Genomic DNA, 15,233 nt, shown 5'->3' with positions numbered 1-15,233 from the left:
GTTCGCTTACCTCGGCCCGCGATTCGGGCCCGCACCGGCTTCTCAATGTGCGGGCGGGCAGCGGCGCAAAGTAGGCTAGTGGGGTGACTACTCCCACTGCATCCCAGACGTCCCACAGGCCGGTTCTGGTTGTTGACTACGGTGCCCAGTACGCGCAGCTGATTGCCCGCCGCGTCCGGGAAGCGAATGTGTATTCGGAAGTGGTTCCGCATACGTACAGCACCGAGCAGCTGCTGGCCAAGAACCCCGCCGCGATCATCCTCTCGGGCGGCCCCTCGAGCGTCTACGCCGACGGCGCCCCCAGCGTCGGTGCCGACCTCTTCGAGGCCGGCGTCCCGGTCTTCGGCATCTGCTACGGATTCCAGGCCATGGCCAACGCCCTCGGCGGCAAGGTGGCCCAGACGGGCCTGCGCGAATACGGCGCCACCGAGACCACCACCCTCGGCGAGGGCCGCTCCATCCTGGCCGGCATGCCCCAGCACCAGAGCACCTGGATGAGCCACGGCGACTCCGTCCACGAAGCCCCCGAGGGCTTTGAGGTCCTGGCGACGACGGCGGGCGCCGACGTCGCGGCGTTCGCCAATGAGGACAAGCGCCTCTACGGCGTCCAGTGGCACCCCGAGGTCAAGCACTCGGCCTACGGCCAGCAGGTCCTGGAGAACTTCCTCTTCAAGGGCGCCGGGCTGGAACCGAACTGGACCACCGGCAACATCCTCGAAGAACAGGTCCAGCGGATCCGTGACCAGATCGGCGACGCCCGGGTCATCTGCGGGCTCTCCGGCGGTGTCGACTCGGCAGTGGCCGCTGCCCTGGTCCAGCGCGCCGTCGGCGACCAGCTGACCTGCGTCTTCGTGGACCACGGGCTGTTGCGCGAGGGCGAAGCCGAACAGGTCGAACGTGACTTCGTGGCCGCCACCGGCGTCAAGCTCTACGTCGCCAACGAGCAGGAGCGCTTCCTGAGCGCCCTTGCCGGCGTCAGCGATCCCGAGACCAAACGCAAGATCATCGGCCGCGAATTCATCCGCGCCTTCGAGGAAGCCGAGCTGGCGATCATCGCCGAGGCAGCAGCTCACGGCGAGAAGATCAAGTTCCTCGTCCAGGGCACCCTGTATCCCGACGTCGTCGAATCCGGCGGCGGCGAAGGTGCGGCCAACATCAAGAGCCACCACAATGTGGGCGGGCTTCCCGAGGACCTGCAGTTTGAACTGGTTGAACCGCTGCGTGCCCTGTTCAAGGACGAGGTCCGTGCGGTCGGTGCCCAGCTCGGCCTGCCGCAGGAAATCGTCGGTCGCCAGCCCTTCCCCGGCCCGGGCCTCGGCATCCGGATCGTCGGCGATGTCACCAAGGAACGCCTGGACCTGCTGCGCAAGGCCGACGCGATCGCCCGCGCCGAGCTGACCGCGGCCGGACTGGATGACGAAGTGTGGCAGATGCCCGTGGTGCTGCTGGCGGACGTCCGCAGCGTGGGCGTCCAGGGCGACGGCCGCACTTACGGACACCCGATTGTCCTGCGCCCCGTGTCCTCCGAGGACGCCATGACCGCCGACTGGTCGCGGCTGCCCTACGAGCTCCTGGCCCGGATTTCCAACCGGATCACCAACGAAGTGGACGGCGTCAACCGCGTTGTGCTGGATGTGACCAGCAAGCCGCCGGGAACCATCGAGTGGGAATAGCAATCTGAATGGCCGGCCTTTCGAGGCCGGCCATTTCATTTTGTTCCTGACAATGTTTCTGACAATTCAGCCTGAATTTCGCACCGCCCAGTGTTGCGGCCCCGCACCTGCGGGGGATTCGGGCTACCCTCGAAAGCATGCCGGTATGGTCCAAGGCGTCCCGCGCGAGCCCGGCAACCGCGAGCACACAAGATGCGGCCAGGGAAAGCGCGGACGCAACACAGACGAGCGTTGATACGACGAACGCGCCAGAGTCGAGCCCGCCGCGGTCCGGCACAGAGAAGTCGAGCACAGAAAAGAAGGCAGCAGTGTCAGTTGGTCAAGGCCACCCCGAGGGCTCCGAGGAGTTCAGGAAATGGCTGTCGGGGCTCAAGCCCGTCACCGGTGCAGATACCATGCTGCGCTTCACGAAGACGCCCGAAGGCTCAATTGACCTCACTCATGCCCATCCCTCGGGGCTTGCGCAGCTGATGGCAGGGCGGCGCACCCGGCTCTCGACCCTGATCCGCGACCGCCAGCAGTACGTTGTTGCCGCCAGGGCATCGCGCAACCTGCGCTCCAAGATCTTCGAACTCGCCAACGACCGCGGCATCGACGCGGGGTATTTCTCCGCCGGCACGGTCGTCTGGACGTCCGCCGTCGGCGGTAAACCGCAACGGATCTCGGCCCCGGTCATGCTCACCGCCATCTCCCTGACGGTGCGCCCCGGCGAGGACGATTACGAACTGCAGCTCACCGAACAGGCGCAGATCAACCCGGCGCTGGTCCGGCACCTCAAGACCGTCCACGGGATCGTTTTCGACGTCAACGCGGTGACACGGATGGCGTACAGCACGGCACGGTACGACCCGCAGCCCGTCCTGGACCGCCTGGGCACCCTGGTCCAGCCGATTCACGGAGCGGAGGTCGAACACAACCTGCTCGTCTCCACCTTCGCCGACCTCTCCGGCAACCTCGATGATCCGTGGATCAACCAGAACAACCCCCTTGTCACCGCGCTGGCACGGTCCGGTTCCGGCGAACTGGTCGACGTGCCTGCGCTGGAACGCGGCCGCTTCCCCAGCACGGACGACCGGGACCCCGCCGAGGAGCTTCTGCTGCTCGACGCCGACACGGACCAGCAGTATGTGATCGACGCCGTCCGGGCGGGCGACTCCCTGGTGGTCAGCAGCCCGCCGGGCACCGGCCAGACCCAGACCGTCATCAACACCATCGGCGCTCTCGTGGACGAGGGCAAGTCCGTCCTGGTGGTTGGCGACCGGCGGGCCAGCCTCGCCGAGATCTCCGGGCAGCTGGACGGCCTCGGCCTGGACTCGGTCCTCTTGCAGCTCACCGGCAACGCCAGCCCGCTGCAGCTCAAGGGCCAGCTGGTCCGGGCGATCGTCCGCAACGAGAAGTCGCTGCAGCCGCAACTGACCAACCTGCACGCCACACTCACCGGGCACCGCCACGCCCTGATGGACCACGTGGCCTCCCTGCACAACGTCCGGGCGCGCTGGGGTTGCTCGCCGTATGAGGCCATGCAGTCGCTGGCAGAGCTGACCTCCATCCAGCCGGCACCGGCGACGACCGTCCGGCTCAAGCGCAGCGTCCTGGACAACATCCGGGACCGCGAGGAGCTCGCGGGCCGGCTCCGCCGCGCCGCCGAGCTCGGCAGCTTCAGCCGCGCGTCGACCACCAGCCCCTGGCACGGCGCGCGCCTGCTGACCCGCAAGGAGACGCAGGAAGCGCAGGGCGTTGCCCAGTCCGTGGCGGAAAAACTGCCGTTGCTGCGCGGGCGCATGGATGCCGTGGCGGAACACGCAGAGATCCGGCTCGGCCGGACCTTCGCCGAATGGGGCGAGCAGATTGAACTTCTCGTGGCCGTCCGCGAAAGCCTGGACAAGTTCACTCCCGACATCTTTGACCGGCCCGTGCACGACCTGATCTCGGCCACGGCGTCTTCCGCCTGGCGCAGGGAACGCGGGATCGAAATGCCGTCCATGCAGCGCTCACGGCTGCGCAGGGTGGCCAAGGAATATGTCCGGCCCGGCGTGCACATCGCGGACCTGCACAGCTCCCTGGTCCTCGTCCAGGAACAGCGCGCCGCCTGGTCCGGCTACGCGACCACGCAGCGGCACCCGGCCGTGCCGTCCGGGCTGGGCGAAATCACCGGCCTGTACCGGGAACTCGCAGCGGAACTGGCTGAACTCGGCCTGGCGGTCAAGCACACCGCCGCCGGCGGCGAGCTGGACCGCGCACCCTACGACGAACTCCTGCCCCGGGTGCGGCGGCTCGTCGCCGACACCGCGACCCTTGAAACCCTCCCGGAGCGCACGCTGCTCGTCGAAAGCATGCGTGAGCACGGCCTGGGCGAGCTCCTCGCCGACCTTGCCGAGCGCGAGGTCCCGGAAGGTTCGGTGACCGCCGAACTCGAGCTGGCCTGGTGGCAGTCGGCCCTGGAAGCCATGATCAGCGGCGATGACTACCTCGCCATGTCCGACGGCGACGCCCTGCGCCAGCTTGAGGCGGAGTACCGTCTCGCGGACAACGCCCATATCGCCAGCGGCGCTGCCCGGCTGCGGTGGAACCTGTCCGAGCGCTGGCGCACGGCCATCGCAGCCTACCCCCGCCAGGCCGAGCTGTTGCGCAGCCTGCTGAAGGACGGCCGGGTGACCCTGGCAGCCCTAAGCGGCCAGGCGCAGGAGCTGCTGCCCACACTGGTACCCGTGTGGTCCGTCAGCCCCTACCTCATGACCGGCCTCCTGCCGATCGAGCAGACCTTCGACGCCGTCGTGATCCTCGACGCCGAGACGACCTCGTTGCAGGCCGTCCTCCCGGCGATCGCCCGGTCCCGGCAGGTCATCGCGTTCGGCGACGAACAGATCGCCAGCCCGCGGACCTTTACCGTGGGCGTCGAACGGCTCGCCGCGGGGGAGAGCTCCTACCAAAGCGTTGAGAGCTCGTACCGGGCACTCGCTGCCGTGCTTCCGGTCTGGAACCTGAGGACCGTGTACCGTGCGGTCGATGAAGACCTGGTGCGCCAGCTCAGCAAGGGTTTTTACGGCGGGGAACTCACCCGCCTCCCGGAGGGGCAATCCGCCACGGGCCTTGACCGTACCCTCAGCGTGGAGTACCTCCCCGACGGCACGGGGCTGCCCAGCGCTGACCACGACGGCGTCGAATCGGTTGTTGCCGAGGTCAACCGTGCCGTGGAACTGGTCTTCGAGCACGCCCGGCTCCGCCCCCGCACGTCGCTGGCCGTGGTGACCGGCAGCCTCCGCCATGCCGCCCGGATCGGCGAGGCCATCAGGGCCCAACTGCCCAACTACCCCATGCTCGGCAGCTTTTTCACGGCGGGGGATGAGTCCTTCCGCGTGGTGGATCTGGAACGGGCCCAGGGCCTGGTCCGCGACCACGTCATTTTTTCCCCGGGCTACGGCCGCACCCCGCACGGGCGCACCCTCCACAGCCTCGGGCCGCTTTCCGCCGAGGGGGGCCGCGCAAAATTCGCCCTGGCGATGACGCGTGCGCGCCGGTCCCTGCACGTGCTCAGTTGCTTCCGCCCCGAAGACCTCGATGTCAGCCGCCTCAGCCACGGCGCCGTGGACTTCTACGAACTCCTGGACCGTGAGATCGCGGGCAACACGGACCTTGGCAGCCCCGCCTCCCGGGCCGCGGCCAGCGAGCAGGCGCTCGGCGCCGATCCGCTGGTGGCCGACCTGGGCGACCGGCTCCGGGCACGCGGGGCACGCGTGTGGCACCAGTACGACGGTGTCCTAAACATGGTGGCGGCCGCCGATCCGATGACCACCATCGGCCAGGACGACGCGGAGATTCCCCGTCCGGTGGCGATCGAGTCCGATGGCACCGGCCACTACCGGCGGATGAGCGTCCGGGAACGGAGCAGGCTCCGGCCGCAGCTTTTGGAGCGGCTTGGCTGGCGGTACATGCCACTATGGACCATAGAGGTCTTCACCGACCCCTCGGCCTGCGCCGACCGGATTGGCGGCTACCTCGGGCTGGAGAAGCCCGCCGCGTCCAGCCGGCTGCGGACATCGCACGGGTTCTTCGACGACGGCATCGAGCACCTGGCGATCGACGAGGCCCGGGCCGCCGAGTACCACGTGGCGGCCGAACCCGCGGGACAGGTATTCCGCGGCCACGAAACTGCCGGCCAGGAACTCCGCCGGCAGGCACCCGCATCAGCAATGACAAGCAACACAGGCAGTAAGGAGGCCGGCGGCATGAGTGCGGACGGCATCACCGGCAACACCTCGAAAACCGGCGACAATGGCGACACCGGCGCCCACGAAGCCGCCGCAACCAACGCCGCGGCGGGGGCCGCGGCCGACACCGCTGGGCCGACGACCGCTGGGCCAAAGCCCGGCGAATCGACCGGCGACGGGCCGGACCTGGACGCCGCGAAGGAGACGACCCGCCGTTCGGAGGCACAGGCCACCGTGGCCGAGGGTGTGCTGCCGAACAAGGCGGCGGAAGACGACCCCCGGCGCTGGGGTGACCAGCCTGATAATTACGACCACGACGCCTGGCTCCAGGAACAGAAGCCACCGCACTGGGGCTGACGCTACCGTCCGCAGCAGAGCCTGCGGGCGCAGCCGGCGTCGGCCCGAGCCAACTGCCCGGGCACCCTGGCACTGCGGGAACGCTAGCCCGGCGGTGACGCCACGAGCACGAAAAACAGCTTGCCCTGGGTAGACGCGCCCGCCAGCCTGCGTGCCTGGTCGGCAGGTGCTGCCACCACCACCAGCCCGTCAGTCTCCGCAGCGGCGGGCCAGGGGCCGGCCTTGCCGCCCTGCGCCGACGTCCAGAGCACCGGCACGGCTTCGGCCAGGACTTGGCTCTCGCCGGGTTGTTCCGTGCCGTTGCCGCCGGTGAGCACCACGTTGACGAGCTGCCCGGGGGAGACGAGCTGGATGGAGGCCGGATCCGCCATCCTCAGCGGCACGGCCGCAGAGCCGGGCGGGCTTCCGGCGAGCAAACCCGGCCCAAGGATCTGGGCGTCGGTGAGGAGCTGGCCCTGGCGCAGCGGTGCGGCCAGCTGTTTGCCCTCGAACGCGGTCTCGCTGCCCGGGTTGCCGGCAGGAACGAGGCCGGGCGGCACGCTGATCCTGCTGACATCGCCGGGTTCCAGGGTCCTTCCGGCCGGCAGATCGGCCGCTGCGGCGAAGGCTGCGACCGTGTCAGCGGGCGGGGGAGCCAGCTGCTGAACCGTCAGACCGGCGGGGATGCAGAAGAGGAGGGCCGCGATAAGGCGCCGGTTCCGGTTCAGCCAGCCGCGCAGGCGGCGTCGCGACGGGTGGCCACGGGGCGGATGCCTGCGGGGTTGTGTGGGACGGATTCGGCTCCGGAACGGACGGCCGGCGGCGGAAGACGTGGCTGGGGGAGGGCTGACGGGTCGGATCCCGGTGCGGGACCAGCGGCCGGAGGCCACTTCGGGCATTGCGATGCGGAACGGCCTGAACGAAGGCGTGGAAGAGGGCCCGGATGCCGCCGGGGCAGCCGTCCGGAACGAGGGCGGGGAAACCGCGCTGGGGAAAAGTGCCATGCCGCCACGCTACGGATCCGCCCAGGGCGGCGGGAGATGGGGAGCGTGCTATGTGGATAACGGCCATAGCGGACAGGGGCCAGCGGTTCAGGCGGTGCCCAGGCTCAGCCAGCCGTGGCCCAGCCGGCAGCCGGCGCCAACCAGGCAGATGCCTTAGCTGGCAGCGGCGGCGGGTGCGGGGGTGGCCGCGGGGGCAGCAGGAGCCGGAGAAACCGTGCTGCCCTTGGCGTCGCGCGAATCGGTCCGGTAGAAGCCGGAGCCCTTGAACACTACGCCGACGCTGTTGAACTTCTTGCGCAGCGTGCCCTGGCACTCGGGGCAGGACGTCAAGGAGTTGTCGCTGAACGACTGCACGATCTCGAAGGCGTGGCTGCAGTCCTTGCAGGCGTATGCATACGTGGGCACTGGAAATCCTCCTCAGGGGCAAACGAGCAGGTCCCGTGCTGTCGAGTCCGGATCACCGCCGATATGTCTATCGACCGGTTCCGTCCTTAGCAGTCGCAGGGCCTGAGTGCCAATTCTATCACCTTGGCACGAGCCCGGATCAGTCGGGCCGGGATCAGCCGAGCCGGATGATCCCGCCCGGGGTCAGCGCCGTGTCGACTTTCCGGTCGAACGACTCCGCCGGAATGCTGCCCGCGGGCAGCACCTCCGTGTCATACACGACGGCGGCAGTCGGCAACGCGACACCGTCGGACGCCACGCCGGGCGCACCGCCGGGCACCCCGCCGGACGTGGAGGTCATGGCGGCCAGGGCGGCAAGAAACTTGTCGTAGTAGCCGCCGCCTTGTCCGATTCGGTTGCCCGAGAAATCCACCGCCGTGGCCGGGAGGAAGATGGCGGTGGCGTCCCGCATGACGTCGGTGCCGTGGCGTTCACCGACTGGCTCCTGGATGGGCGCGTAACGGCTGCGGACAAACCCGGACAAGGGAGTCCAGTACACCCAGCTGAGCTTGATATCGGGTTCGCAAACCGGCAGCAGCACCCGGTGCCCGGCATCGACCAGGGCCGTCAGCAGCGGCAATGTGGGCGGCTCGGCGCCCACCCCGAGGTACGCCGCGAAGGTGCCCTGGCGGCCGCTGGCCAGCCCGGAGGCCCACTGGAGCCCATGGCTGGCGATGCCCGCCGCAGCGGCATCCTGCGCGGCCGGCGGGAGCGCGGAACGCGCCGCCCTGTGGCCGGAGCGTATTTCCTCTTTTGACGCCATCTTGGCCCTTCCTCTGCCTCTTGCAGCCGCGCTGCAAGAGGCAGGCCCGGCGGGCGGTTCGCACAATGATTACGCAATGATTCGTCCCTCCGTTAGATTAGTCGTGTGAATACACCCAACGCTTCCGTCCGCAAGGCCGTAATCCCCGCCGCGGGCCTTGGTACCAGGTTTCTCCCCGCCACGAAGGCCATGCCCAAGGAAATGCTGCCTGTCGTTGACAAACCGGCCATCCAGTACGTCGTCGAGGAGGCCGTGAACGTCGGCCTGAACGACATCCTGATGATCACCGGCCGCAACAAGAGGGCGTTGGAGGACCACTTCGACCGCGTCCCCGCGCTGGAGTCCACACTGAAGGCTAAGGGCGACACGGCGAAGCTCGAGTCCATCCAGGCCGCCAGCAACCTCGGTGACATCCACTACGTCCGCCAGGGCGATCCCATGGGCCTTGGCCACGCCGTCCTCCGGGCCAAGCAGCACGTCGGGCAGGAGCCGTTCGCCGTCCTACTGGGCGATGACCTCATTGACGCCCGCGATGAGCTCCTCAGCACCATGATCGAAGTCCAGGCCAAGACCGGCGGGTCGGTGGTCGCTCTGATCGAGGTGGACCCGTCCCAGATCAGTGCCTACGGCTGCGCCGACGTCGAGGCAATCGGCGGTGAGGACTTCGTCCGCATCAACCAGCTCGTGGAGAAGCCCGACGCCGCTGACGCCCCGTCCAACCTGGCCGTTATTGGCCGCTATGTGCTGCACCCGGCCGTCTTTGAAGTGCTGGAGCGCACTGCGCCCGGCCGCGGCGGGGAAATCCAGCTCACGGACGCCCTGCAGGAACTCTCGGCCGGCACCGGCGAGGGCTACGGCGTGTATGGCGTCATCTTCCGCGGCCGCCGCTACGACACTGGCGACAAGCTCAGCTACCTCAAGGCCTGCGTCCAGCTCGCCTGCGACAGTGAGGACCTCGGCCCGGGCCTGCGCGAATGGCTGCCCGGCTTCGCGTCCAGCCTGGCCCCCAGCCTCGCCAAATAACTCCCGTGGGGGGCAGCTTCACCTGGCCGGTGACCCTGGAGAGCGGCGACATCGTGTTGCGCCCGATCCGGTACCGGGACCGCAAGGAGTGGACAGCACTCAGGTCCCGCAACTGCGAGTGGCTGGCCCCCTGGGAGGCATCGAACCCGGTCCCCGGCGGCGGTCTGCCGGACTACCGGCAGATGGTGCGTTCGCTCAAGGCCCAAGCCGCGCAGGCGACGGCCCTGCCCTTCGTGATCGCGGAATGGACACCCGGCCATCAGGCACCGGTGATCGTGGGGCAGCTGACGGTGTCCTCGATCGTATGGGGATCGGCCATGATGGCGACGCTTGGCTATTGGGTTGACAAGGAACGGGCCGGCCGGGGGATCGCCCCCACCGCGGTGGCCATGGCGACGGACTATTGCTTCGGCACCCTTGGCCTGCACCGCATGGAGATCAACATCAGGCCGGAGAACGCGCCGAGCCTGCGCGTGGTGGAGAAACTCGGGTTTCGCGACGAGGGATTCCGGCCCAGGTTCCTGCACATCAACGGTGAATGGGCGGACCACCGGACCTTTGCGCTTACGGCGGAAGAAGTACCGGAAGGCCTCCTCGCGCGGTGGCTGAGAACCCGCCAGTCCTGAAGCCCGCGACAGCCGCCTGACCAGCCACAACGCTCCGACGCCGGTCAGCTGCCGCCGCGCGCGCGACACACCCCTGACAATGCGGGGCAGCACCCCATATACCTCATACGGTTTTGAGTGTGGACTTCCCTCTTAGCAGCTCTGTGATCCTTGTCATTGCTGTTGCGCTCTGGATCGTGTGGGTGGCGCCTTACGTTCTCCGGAACGGACGCCACCAGCTGCAGCCTGCAGGCGAATTCCTGGCGGACGTCATTGACATGGAACCAGCAGATCCACAGGCGGGGAAGGTTATGAAAATGGCGTCGCAGCAGGAGAAACCCATGATCAGCACTCAGCGCGCAGAACCGGCCGGCGGCACACGTGGGCCTGGGGCGGGCAAAGCGGCGACCCCTCAGCTGAGCCCGATTGCTGCGGCGGGCTCCCCGGTGTTCCGGATTCGTTGGGGGCGCCTGGTGCTGGCGGTAGCCGGGCTCCTGGCTCTCCTCACGGCAGTGGTGTCCGGAGCCCTTCGACTTTTCGGCATCGGTTCAGGCTGGCTGCCGGTGACCGCCCTCCTGGGCGCCGTCGCCTCAGTGGCGCTGCTTCGCCGCCTTGCCGTCCGCGATCGCCGGCGGAAGATGAACGCTGCGTTCCGTGCAGCCATGGCCAGCCCGGAACGCGCTCCTGCGCGGCCGTCCGTGCCGGAACAGAACCCCGCCATTCCCGCCGGCCGCCCCGGCGCCCGGCCGGAAAGCCCGCTCTTCGACGCCGAAGCTGGCCGCAACACGCCCGAGCCCGCGCCGAAGCCGCTGACCGCACTGGAACTCCGCCAGGCCGCCCTCGCCGAAGCCGTCGCCTCGGGTGATGCTTCGGCGGCTGTGGCCGCCGGCACGGGTGCAGTAGCGGAGGGCACGAGCTGGGAGCCCGTCGAGGTTCCCAAGCCCACCTACGTCGAAGCCCCGAAGGCCGAACGTGCAGCCCCGATGCCACTCGACCTTCCCGAGGCGCCGAAGGCCGTAGGAAAGCCGTCCCTCAAGCAGGCCGCAGCGCGGCCGGCAGCGTCCGATCCGCAGACCGCCGAGGATTCCGAGACCAAGCAGCTCAGCAAGGCCCAGAGCGCCTTGAGCAACCTGGATGATGTCCTCCAGCGGCGCCGCGCCTGATCCGGCCCGTCCTTCCCGAGATTACCCCGGGCAACCAGCAATGGTTGCCCGGGGTTTTCATGTCCCCGCAGCGGCGACGGCGGGCTTCGCAGCGCCGGGCCGTCGACGCCGGGCACTGTGGGCGTGCTCAGCAGTAACCCGCCAGCGGCCGGCGCCGCCGGCAACATCCGGGGCGCGGAATACTTCCGCGCGGATTTCACGACGGGCGAGGGGATCGCGGCCGCCCTGGCAGGCGCCGACGTCGTAATTGACTGCTTCGTGGGACGCGCCGGGAAGGCACGCAAGAACTTCGCCGACAGCGGCGCGCGGCTTCTGGCCGCCGCCCAGGACGCTGGAATGGCCAGGGCGCAAAGGGTCAACTTGTACACCTGCCGCTGCCCGGCGCGATGGGCCGCTACCTGCGCGAGGGGTTAGATCTGGTGCCGGCCGCGCGACACGGCACCGATACTTTCCGGGGCTGGCTGGAAAACAGCGCAGATAGTTTGTAGCCTAGGGACACCGGCAACGCCGTTCCGTCAGGACCGGCGTTGCTTCGGGGCTATAGCTCAGTTGGTAGAGCGCTTCGTTCGCATCGAAGAGGTCAGGAGTTCGAATCTCCTTAGCTCCACAGATTTCAAGGGTTTTTGAACCTTTGAGTGCGTGGCCCGAGTGTGTGGCCCGACTGTAGGGCCGGATCATTCAGGATCCGCGGCCGTCAGCCCGACTGAGTACGGTGGGCCGCGTTGCCCGCGGACCCGTGACCGGTGCAGAGCAATACCATCATTCCGGGCCCCTGACCTGCGCAATCATTGTCGAAATGGTGTCTGCGCATTATGCTCGGCGACGGGGGAGCCGGGAGCCGGCTCAAAGACTTGGGGGAAAATTGAACAAGAAGACCATCCGCTTAGGCATCGCCGGGGCACTCACTGCGCTTTCGCTCACCGCGCTCTCGCTTGCGGGCCTCGCCGTTCCGGCGCAGGCCGATCCGGATCAGTGGGCCATTCCACCGAACATCGATTCCTGCGGCCCGGTGGTCGACTCAGTCAGGTTCTGCACGGCGCCGGACGGGCATCCGTACCCGATGCTGGTCAACGGCGGCGCCGTCGCCGGCCCGCGGCCCGGCATCGGCGGGCCCCTCCAGGTCGGCAGCACCCTGACCGTTGTTGACGGCGCCTGGGATCCCGCGGACGCCAAGCTCACGCACCAGTGGCTGCGCAACGACGTGCCTATCCCGGGCGCCACCGGCCCCACCTACCTGCTCACCACGGCGGACCTCGGCAAGGGCCTCCGGGTCAAGACCACGGCGGCAGCGCCGAGCTATGCAAAGACGACCCTGCAGTCCGCCAAAACCGCCCCCGTCACGAGCGCCGGCGGCGCTGTCCCGTCCGTCGTTGCGGGGGACGTTGGCATCGCTCAATTGGACACCCACCCGGATAGGCCCAGCCGCCTCGTGTTCGCTGGGGGGACTTTTACGGGCGCTCCGGTCATTCACCGCCAGTACCAGTGGCTTCGCGACGGCAAGCCCATCCTGGGTGCCACCGCGGAAATGTTCGACCCGAAGGGCTGGGGATCAACGGGCCTGCTGAGCGTCAGGATCACCGGCCACGCGCCCGGGTTCAAGCCGGCCGCCGCGACCTCTAAACAGCGAAAGGTTTCTGACTTCGACCCCCAGCCCGGCGCCGTAGTCACCGGCAGCACGGGCCTCGGGGAGGTCCTCACGGCGGCTGATGACGTTCCCTGGGCCGGTTCTACCCCGCACACCTACCAGTGGCTTCGGGACGGCGGCACGATTCCCGGGGCTACCGCGCTGACCTACAAGATCACGGCCGCGGACCAGGGCCGCACCCTGGTGCTCATGACCAATCCTTCCTGGTACGACACCAAAATCTACTCCAACGCGGTCGCCGTGCGGGCGGCTGCGGGGCTGAAGCAGCTGACCAACGTCACCAAACCGGTGGTGACCGGAGACGCCGTGACCGGCTCTCCGATGAAGGTGTCGACCGGAAGCTGGTCCCTACCCTCCGACAAGCTGAAGTTCACCTACAGCTGGTTCGCTCCGGACGGGACGGTAGCTGCCACCGGCTCGACCTATACTCCGAATGAGTCCCAGGTTGGCAAGACCCCGAGCGTCCTGGTGACCGCCTCTGCCCCCGGCTACACCACCGCCCGGGTGAAAGTCACTGCGCCCAAGCCCGTGACCGCGCGAGTGTCGACGCGGGCCATTACCGGGACCCTGGGCGTCGGGTCGAAGCTGACCCTGACTCGCGATCCCTGGTACGACCGGGTCGAATCGGACGTAATTTGGCGGCGTGACGGCGTCCCGATCGACGGGGCCTACGCCTGGAGTTACGTCCTGACGAGGGATGATGCCGGCAAGAAGATCTCGGTCAGTGTGTCCCCGATCGCGACGGGCGGCCTGTACCAGACGATCAGCGCGTCGGGGAGGGTGGCGGGTCTGCCCCTGATTTCGACCACTCCGACGATTGCGGGCACCGTCAAGGTTGGAAACGTCGTGACCGTGCAGCGGGGCACCTGGTCCTGGGGCACTGCCTTCACGTACCGCTGGCTGCGCAACGGCGTCCCGATCTCTGACGCCTATGCATCCACCTACAAGGTCCGGACCGCCGACAAGGGCACCAAGCTCAGCGTCCGCGTCACCGGCTCACGGTTCGGCTACACCACCGTGTCGCGGACCAGCGGAGCGTACCTCGTCGGCTGACCAACGGCTTTCCCGGGCCCGCCGCATGCCGGCGTGGTCCGGGAGGCCAGACTAGCCCGTCCGGGAAGAGGAGCAACATGGCAGCCACAGCGATCGGGACCCGGCCGGCGTCGAACGTAACCCTGCACGTCGGGGCACCAGGATCCGCCGTGGCCAGCGAAACAGCCGCCCTCCTCAACGAGTCCCTCGGCTCCGGCTTTATCCAGCCATCAGCTCTGGCGGAACTGACAGCCGAGGGCGGGGGAGTCCTCATCCGCGCCCGCGGCAGGGGCGGTGAGCTCCTCGGCGCGGGGACCGCCCGCGTCCTGGACCAGGCGTCCCACGCCGTACTGCAGGACCGCCTGCGCCTTCCTGGGGTCGACGCCGGCCTGGTCGGCCGCCGGGTCGGGGAGCTGAAGTCCATTGTCGTCGCGCCCGTAGCCAGGGGGATGGGCGTCGGCTCGACCGTGCTCGCGGCCTGCCTGGACTTTCTGACGGCCCGCGGCTGCCACGACGTCGTGTCGGCGTCCTGGGTCTCGGCCGATCCACAGCATTCTTCCCTGGGGATGCTGGAACGGGCCGGCCTTGCGCAGGTGGCCACGATCCCCGCCTTCTGGGCGGACGACCAGAGGGCGGTCGGCTACCTCTGCCCCCTGTGCGGCGCCAGGTGCGTCTGCGCGGCCGTCATCATGGTGCTCCCACTCATGGACAGGGCCAACCGCGGCTAGGCGCGCTTCCTTGGCCAGGGCCGCGGTGCCGGGAGGCGTTGTGCGGCCGAGCCGCTCGTCGAGTCTGACGCGCAGTCTGGCGGCGGTGACCTGAACCCGGTGCTGCGAGACGGCCGCAGAGCCGGAAGGCTTCGCAGAGACGTGCTGCCCGCTGCCGGTACTCTCCTCGGCCCCGTTCACGGACTCCCACGCGATGTCCAGGAGCTCGAGCTCCTCGTTGCGGGCCAACTCGCTGCGGGCGAGCACGTCCAGCGCTGCCAGCCCCAGGGCCTTGCTGTCCCGGTCCTCATCCAGGGCACGGTCCAGCGCCCACTGGGTCCGTTTCCACCACTCCGCCCGGTCGTCGGCGACGGCCTTCTGGCGCAGCGTCCGCCAGGCCATGAACGCTCCCACGGCTGCAGCAACGAGTACCGCAACCGGGGCAAGTGCGGCAACGATCTGCCACCACTCGGCCGGACCTGGCGGGAGGAGGACTTCAACCGGGACCGGAGACGGGGCAGGCGTTGGTGGCATGCGACCAGCCTAAGCCGCGGGCCGGACAGTGGCAGGCGGCAAGGCGGCAAGGCGGCAAGGCGGTCGCGGTGTGGCGGGCGCGGGGTGGTTCGGTGC

11 protein-coding genes and 1 tRNA gene are annotated in these 15,233 nt (G+C 68.7%); 9 read left to right on the top strand and 3 right to left on the bottom strand.

Features of this window, described 5'->3' with window-relative positions; translation table 11 throughout:
* The first annotated feature begins 83 nt into the window (after positions 1–83).
* A complete protein-coding gene (gene guaA, locus ABH915_RS17000) occupies positions 84–1,673 on the top strand; it encodes a glutamine-hydrolyzing GMP synthase (protein WP_018773748.1) in 1,590 nt (529 codons plus the stop codon).
* 308 nt (positions 1,674–1,981) lie between these two features.
* The gene (locus ABH915_RS16995; RefSeq protein ID WP_370123483.1) at positions 1,982–6,238 is read left to right on the top strand and encodes an AAA family ATPase; all 4,257 of its coding nucleotides are present in this window, start codon (positions 1,982–1,984) and stop codon (positions 6,236–6,238) included.
* 83 nt (positions 6,239–6,321) lie between these two features.
* Here ABH915_RS16995 and ABH915_RS16990 read toward each other — a convergent pair whose 3' ends face one another.
* The 3 genes from ABH915_RS16990 to ABH915_RS16980 all read right to left on the bottom strand — a co-directional run bounded on the left by ABH915_RS16990 (position 6,322) and on the right by ABH915_RS16980 (position 8,428).
* Complete coding sequence (locus ABH915_RS16990; protein WP_370123480.1) at positions 6,322–7,221, bottom strand: RcpC/CpaB family pilus assembly protein; 900 nt, start codon at positions 7,219–7,221, stop codon at positions 6,322–6,324.
* A gap of 153 nt (positions 7,222–7,374) precedes the next feature.
* Positions 7,375–7,626: an FmdB family zinc ribbon protein gene (locus ABH915_RS16985; protein WP_018773751.1), complete on the bottom strand. Its 252-nt coding sequence runs from the start codon at positions 7,624–7,626 to the stop codon at positions 7,375–7,377.
* A 154-nt stretch (positions 7,627–7,780) separates the two neighbouring features.
* Complete coding sequence (locus tag ABH915_RS16980; protein WP_370123477.1) at positions 7,781–8,428, bottom strand: 5-formyltetrahydrofolate cyclo-ligase; 648 nt, start codon at positions 8,426–8,428, stop codon at positions 7,781–7,783.
* A gap of 105 nt (positions 8,429–8,533) precedes the next feature.
* Here ABH915_RS16980 and galU point away from each other — a divergent pair, with 105 nt between their 5' ends.
* The 7 genes from galU (at position 8,534) to ABH915_RS16945 (ending at position 14,624) form a co-directional block, all read left to right on the top strand.
* Positions 8,534–9,451 carry a UTP--glucose-1-phosphate uridylyltransferase GalU gene (gene galU / locus ABH915_RS16975; RefSeq protein ID WP_370123474.1) on the top strand — a complete coding sequence of 306 codons (918 nt, stop codon included), beginning with the start codon at positions 8,534–8,536 and terminating at the stop codon, positions 9,449–9,451.
* A gap of 5 nt (positions 9,452–9,456) precedes the next feature.
* Positions 9,457–10,077: a GNAT family N-acetyltransferase gene (locus ABH915_RS16970; RefSeq protein ID WP_026537630.1), complete on the top strand. Its 621-nt coding sequence runs from the start codon at positions 9,457–9,459 to the stop codon at positions 10,075–10,077.
* A 143-nt stretch (positions 10,078–10,220) separates the two neighbouring features.
* The gene (locus ABH915_RS16965; RefSeq protein ID WP_370123471.1) at positions 10,221–11,219 is read left to right on the top strand and encodes a hypothetical protein; all 999 of its coding nucleotides are present in this window, start codon (positions 10,221–10,223) and stop codon (positions 11,217–11,219) included.
* A 123-nt stretch (positions 11,220–11,342) separates the two neighbouring features.
* Complete coding sequence (locus tag ABH915_RS16960; protein WP_370123468.1) at positions 11,343–11,633, top strand: hypothetical protein; 291 nt, start codon at positions 11,343–11,345, stop codon at positions 11,631–11,633.
* Positions 11,634–11,753: 120 nt separating this feature from the next.
* Positions 11,754–11,826, top strand: a tRNA-Ala gene (locus ABH915_RS16955).
* A gap of 255 nt (positions 11,827–12,081) precedes the next feature.
* Positions 12,082–13,917: a hypothetical protein gene (locus ABH915_RS16950; protein ID WP_370123465.1), complete on the top strand. Its 1,836-nt coding sequence runs from the start codon at positions 12,082–12,084 to the stop codon at positions 13,915–13,917.
* 77 nt (positions 13,918–13,994) lie between these two features.
* Complete coding sequence (locus ABH915_RS16945; RefSeq protein WP_370123462.1) at positions 13,995–14,624, top strand: N-acetyltransferase family protein; 630 nt, start codon at positions 13,995–13,997, stop codon at positions 14,622–14,624.
* Positions 14,625–15,233: the final 609 nt, after the last annotated feature.

It is taken from the genome of Arthrobacter sp. MW3 TE3886 (assembly GCF_041262145.1).
Taxonomy (GTDB): domain Bacteria; phylum Actinomycetota; class Actinomycetes; order Actinomycetales; family Micrococcaceae; genus Arthrobacter.
This window is presented reverse-complemented; position numbering and strand designations above follow the sequence as displayed.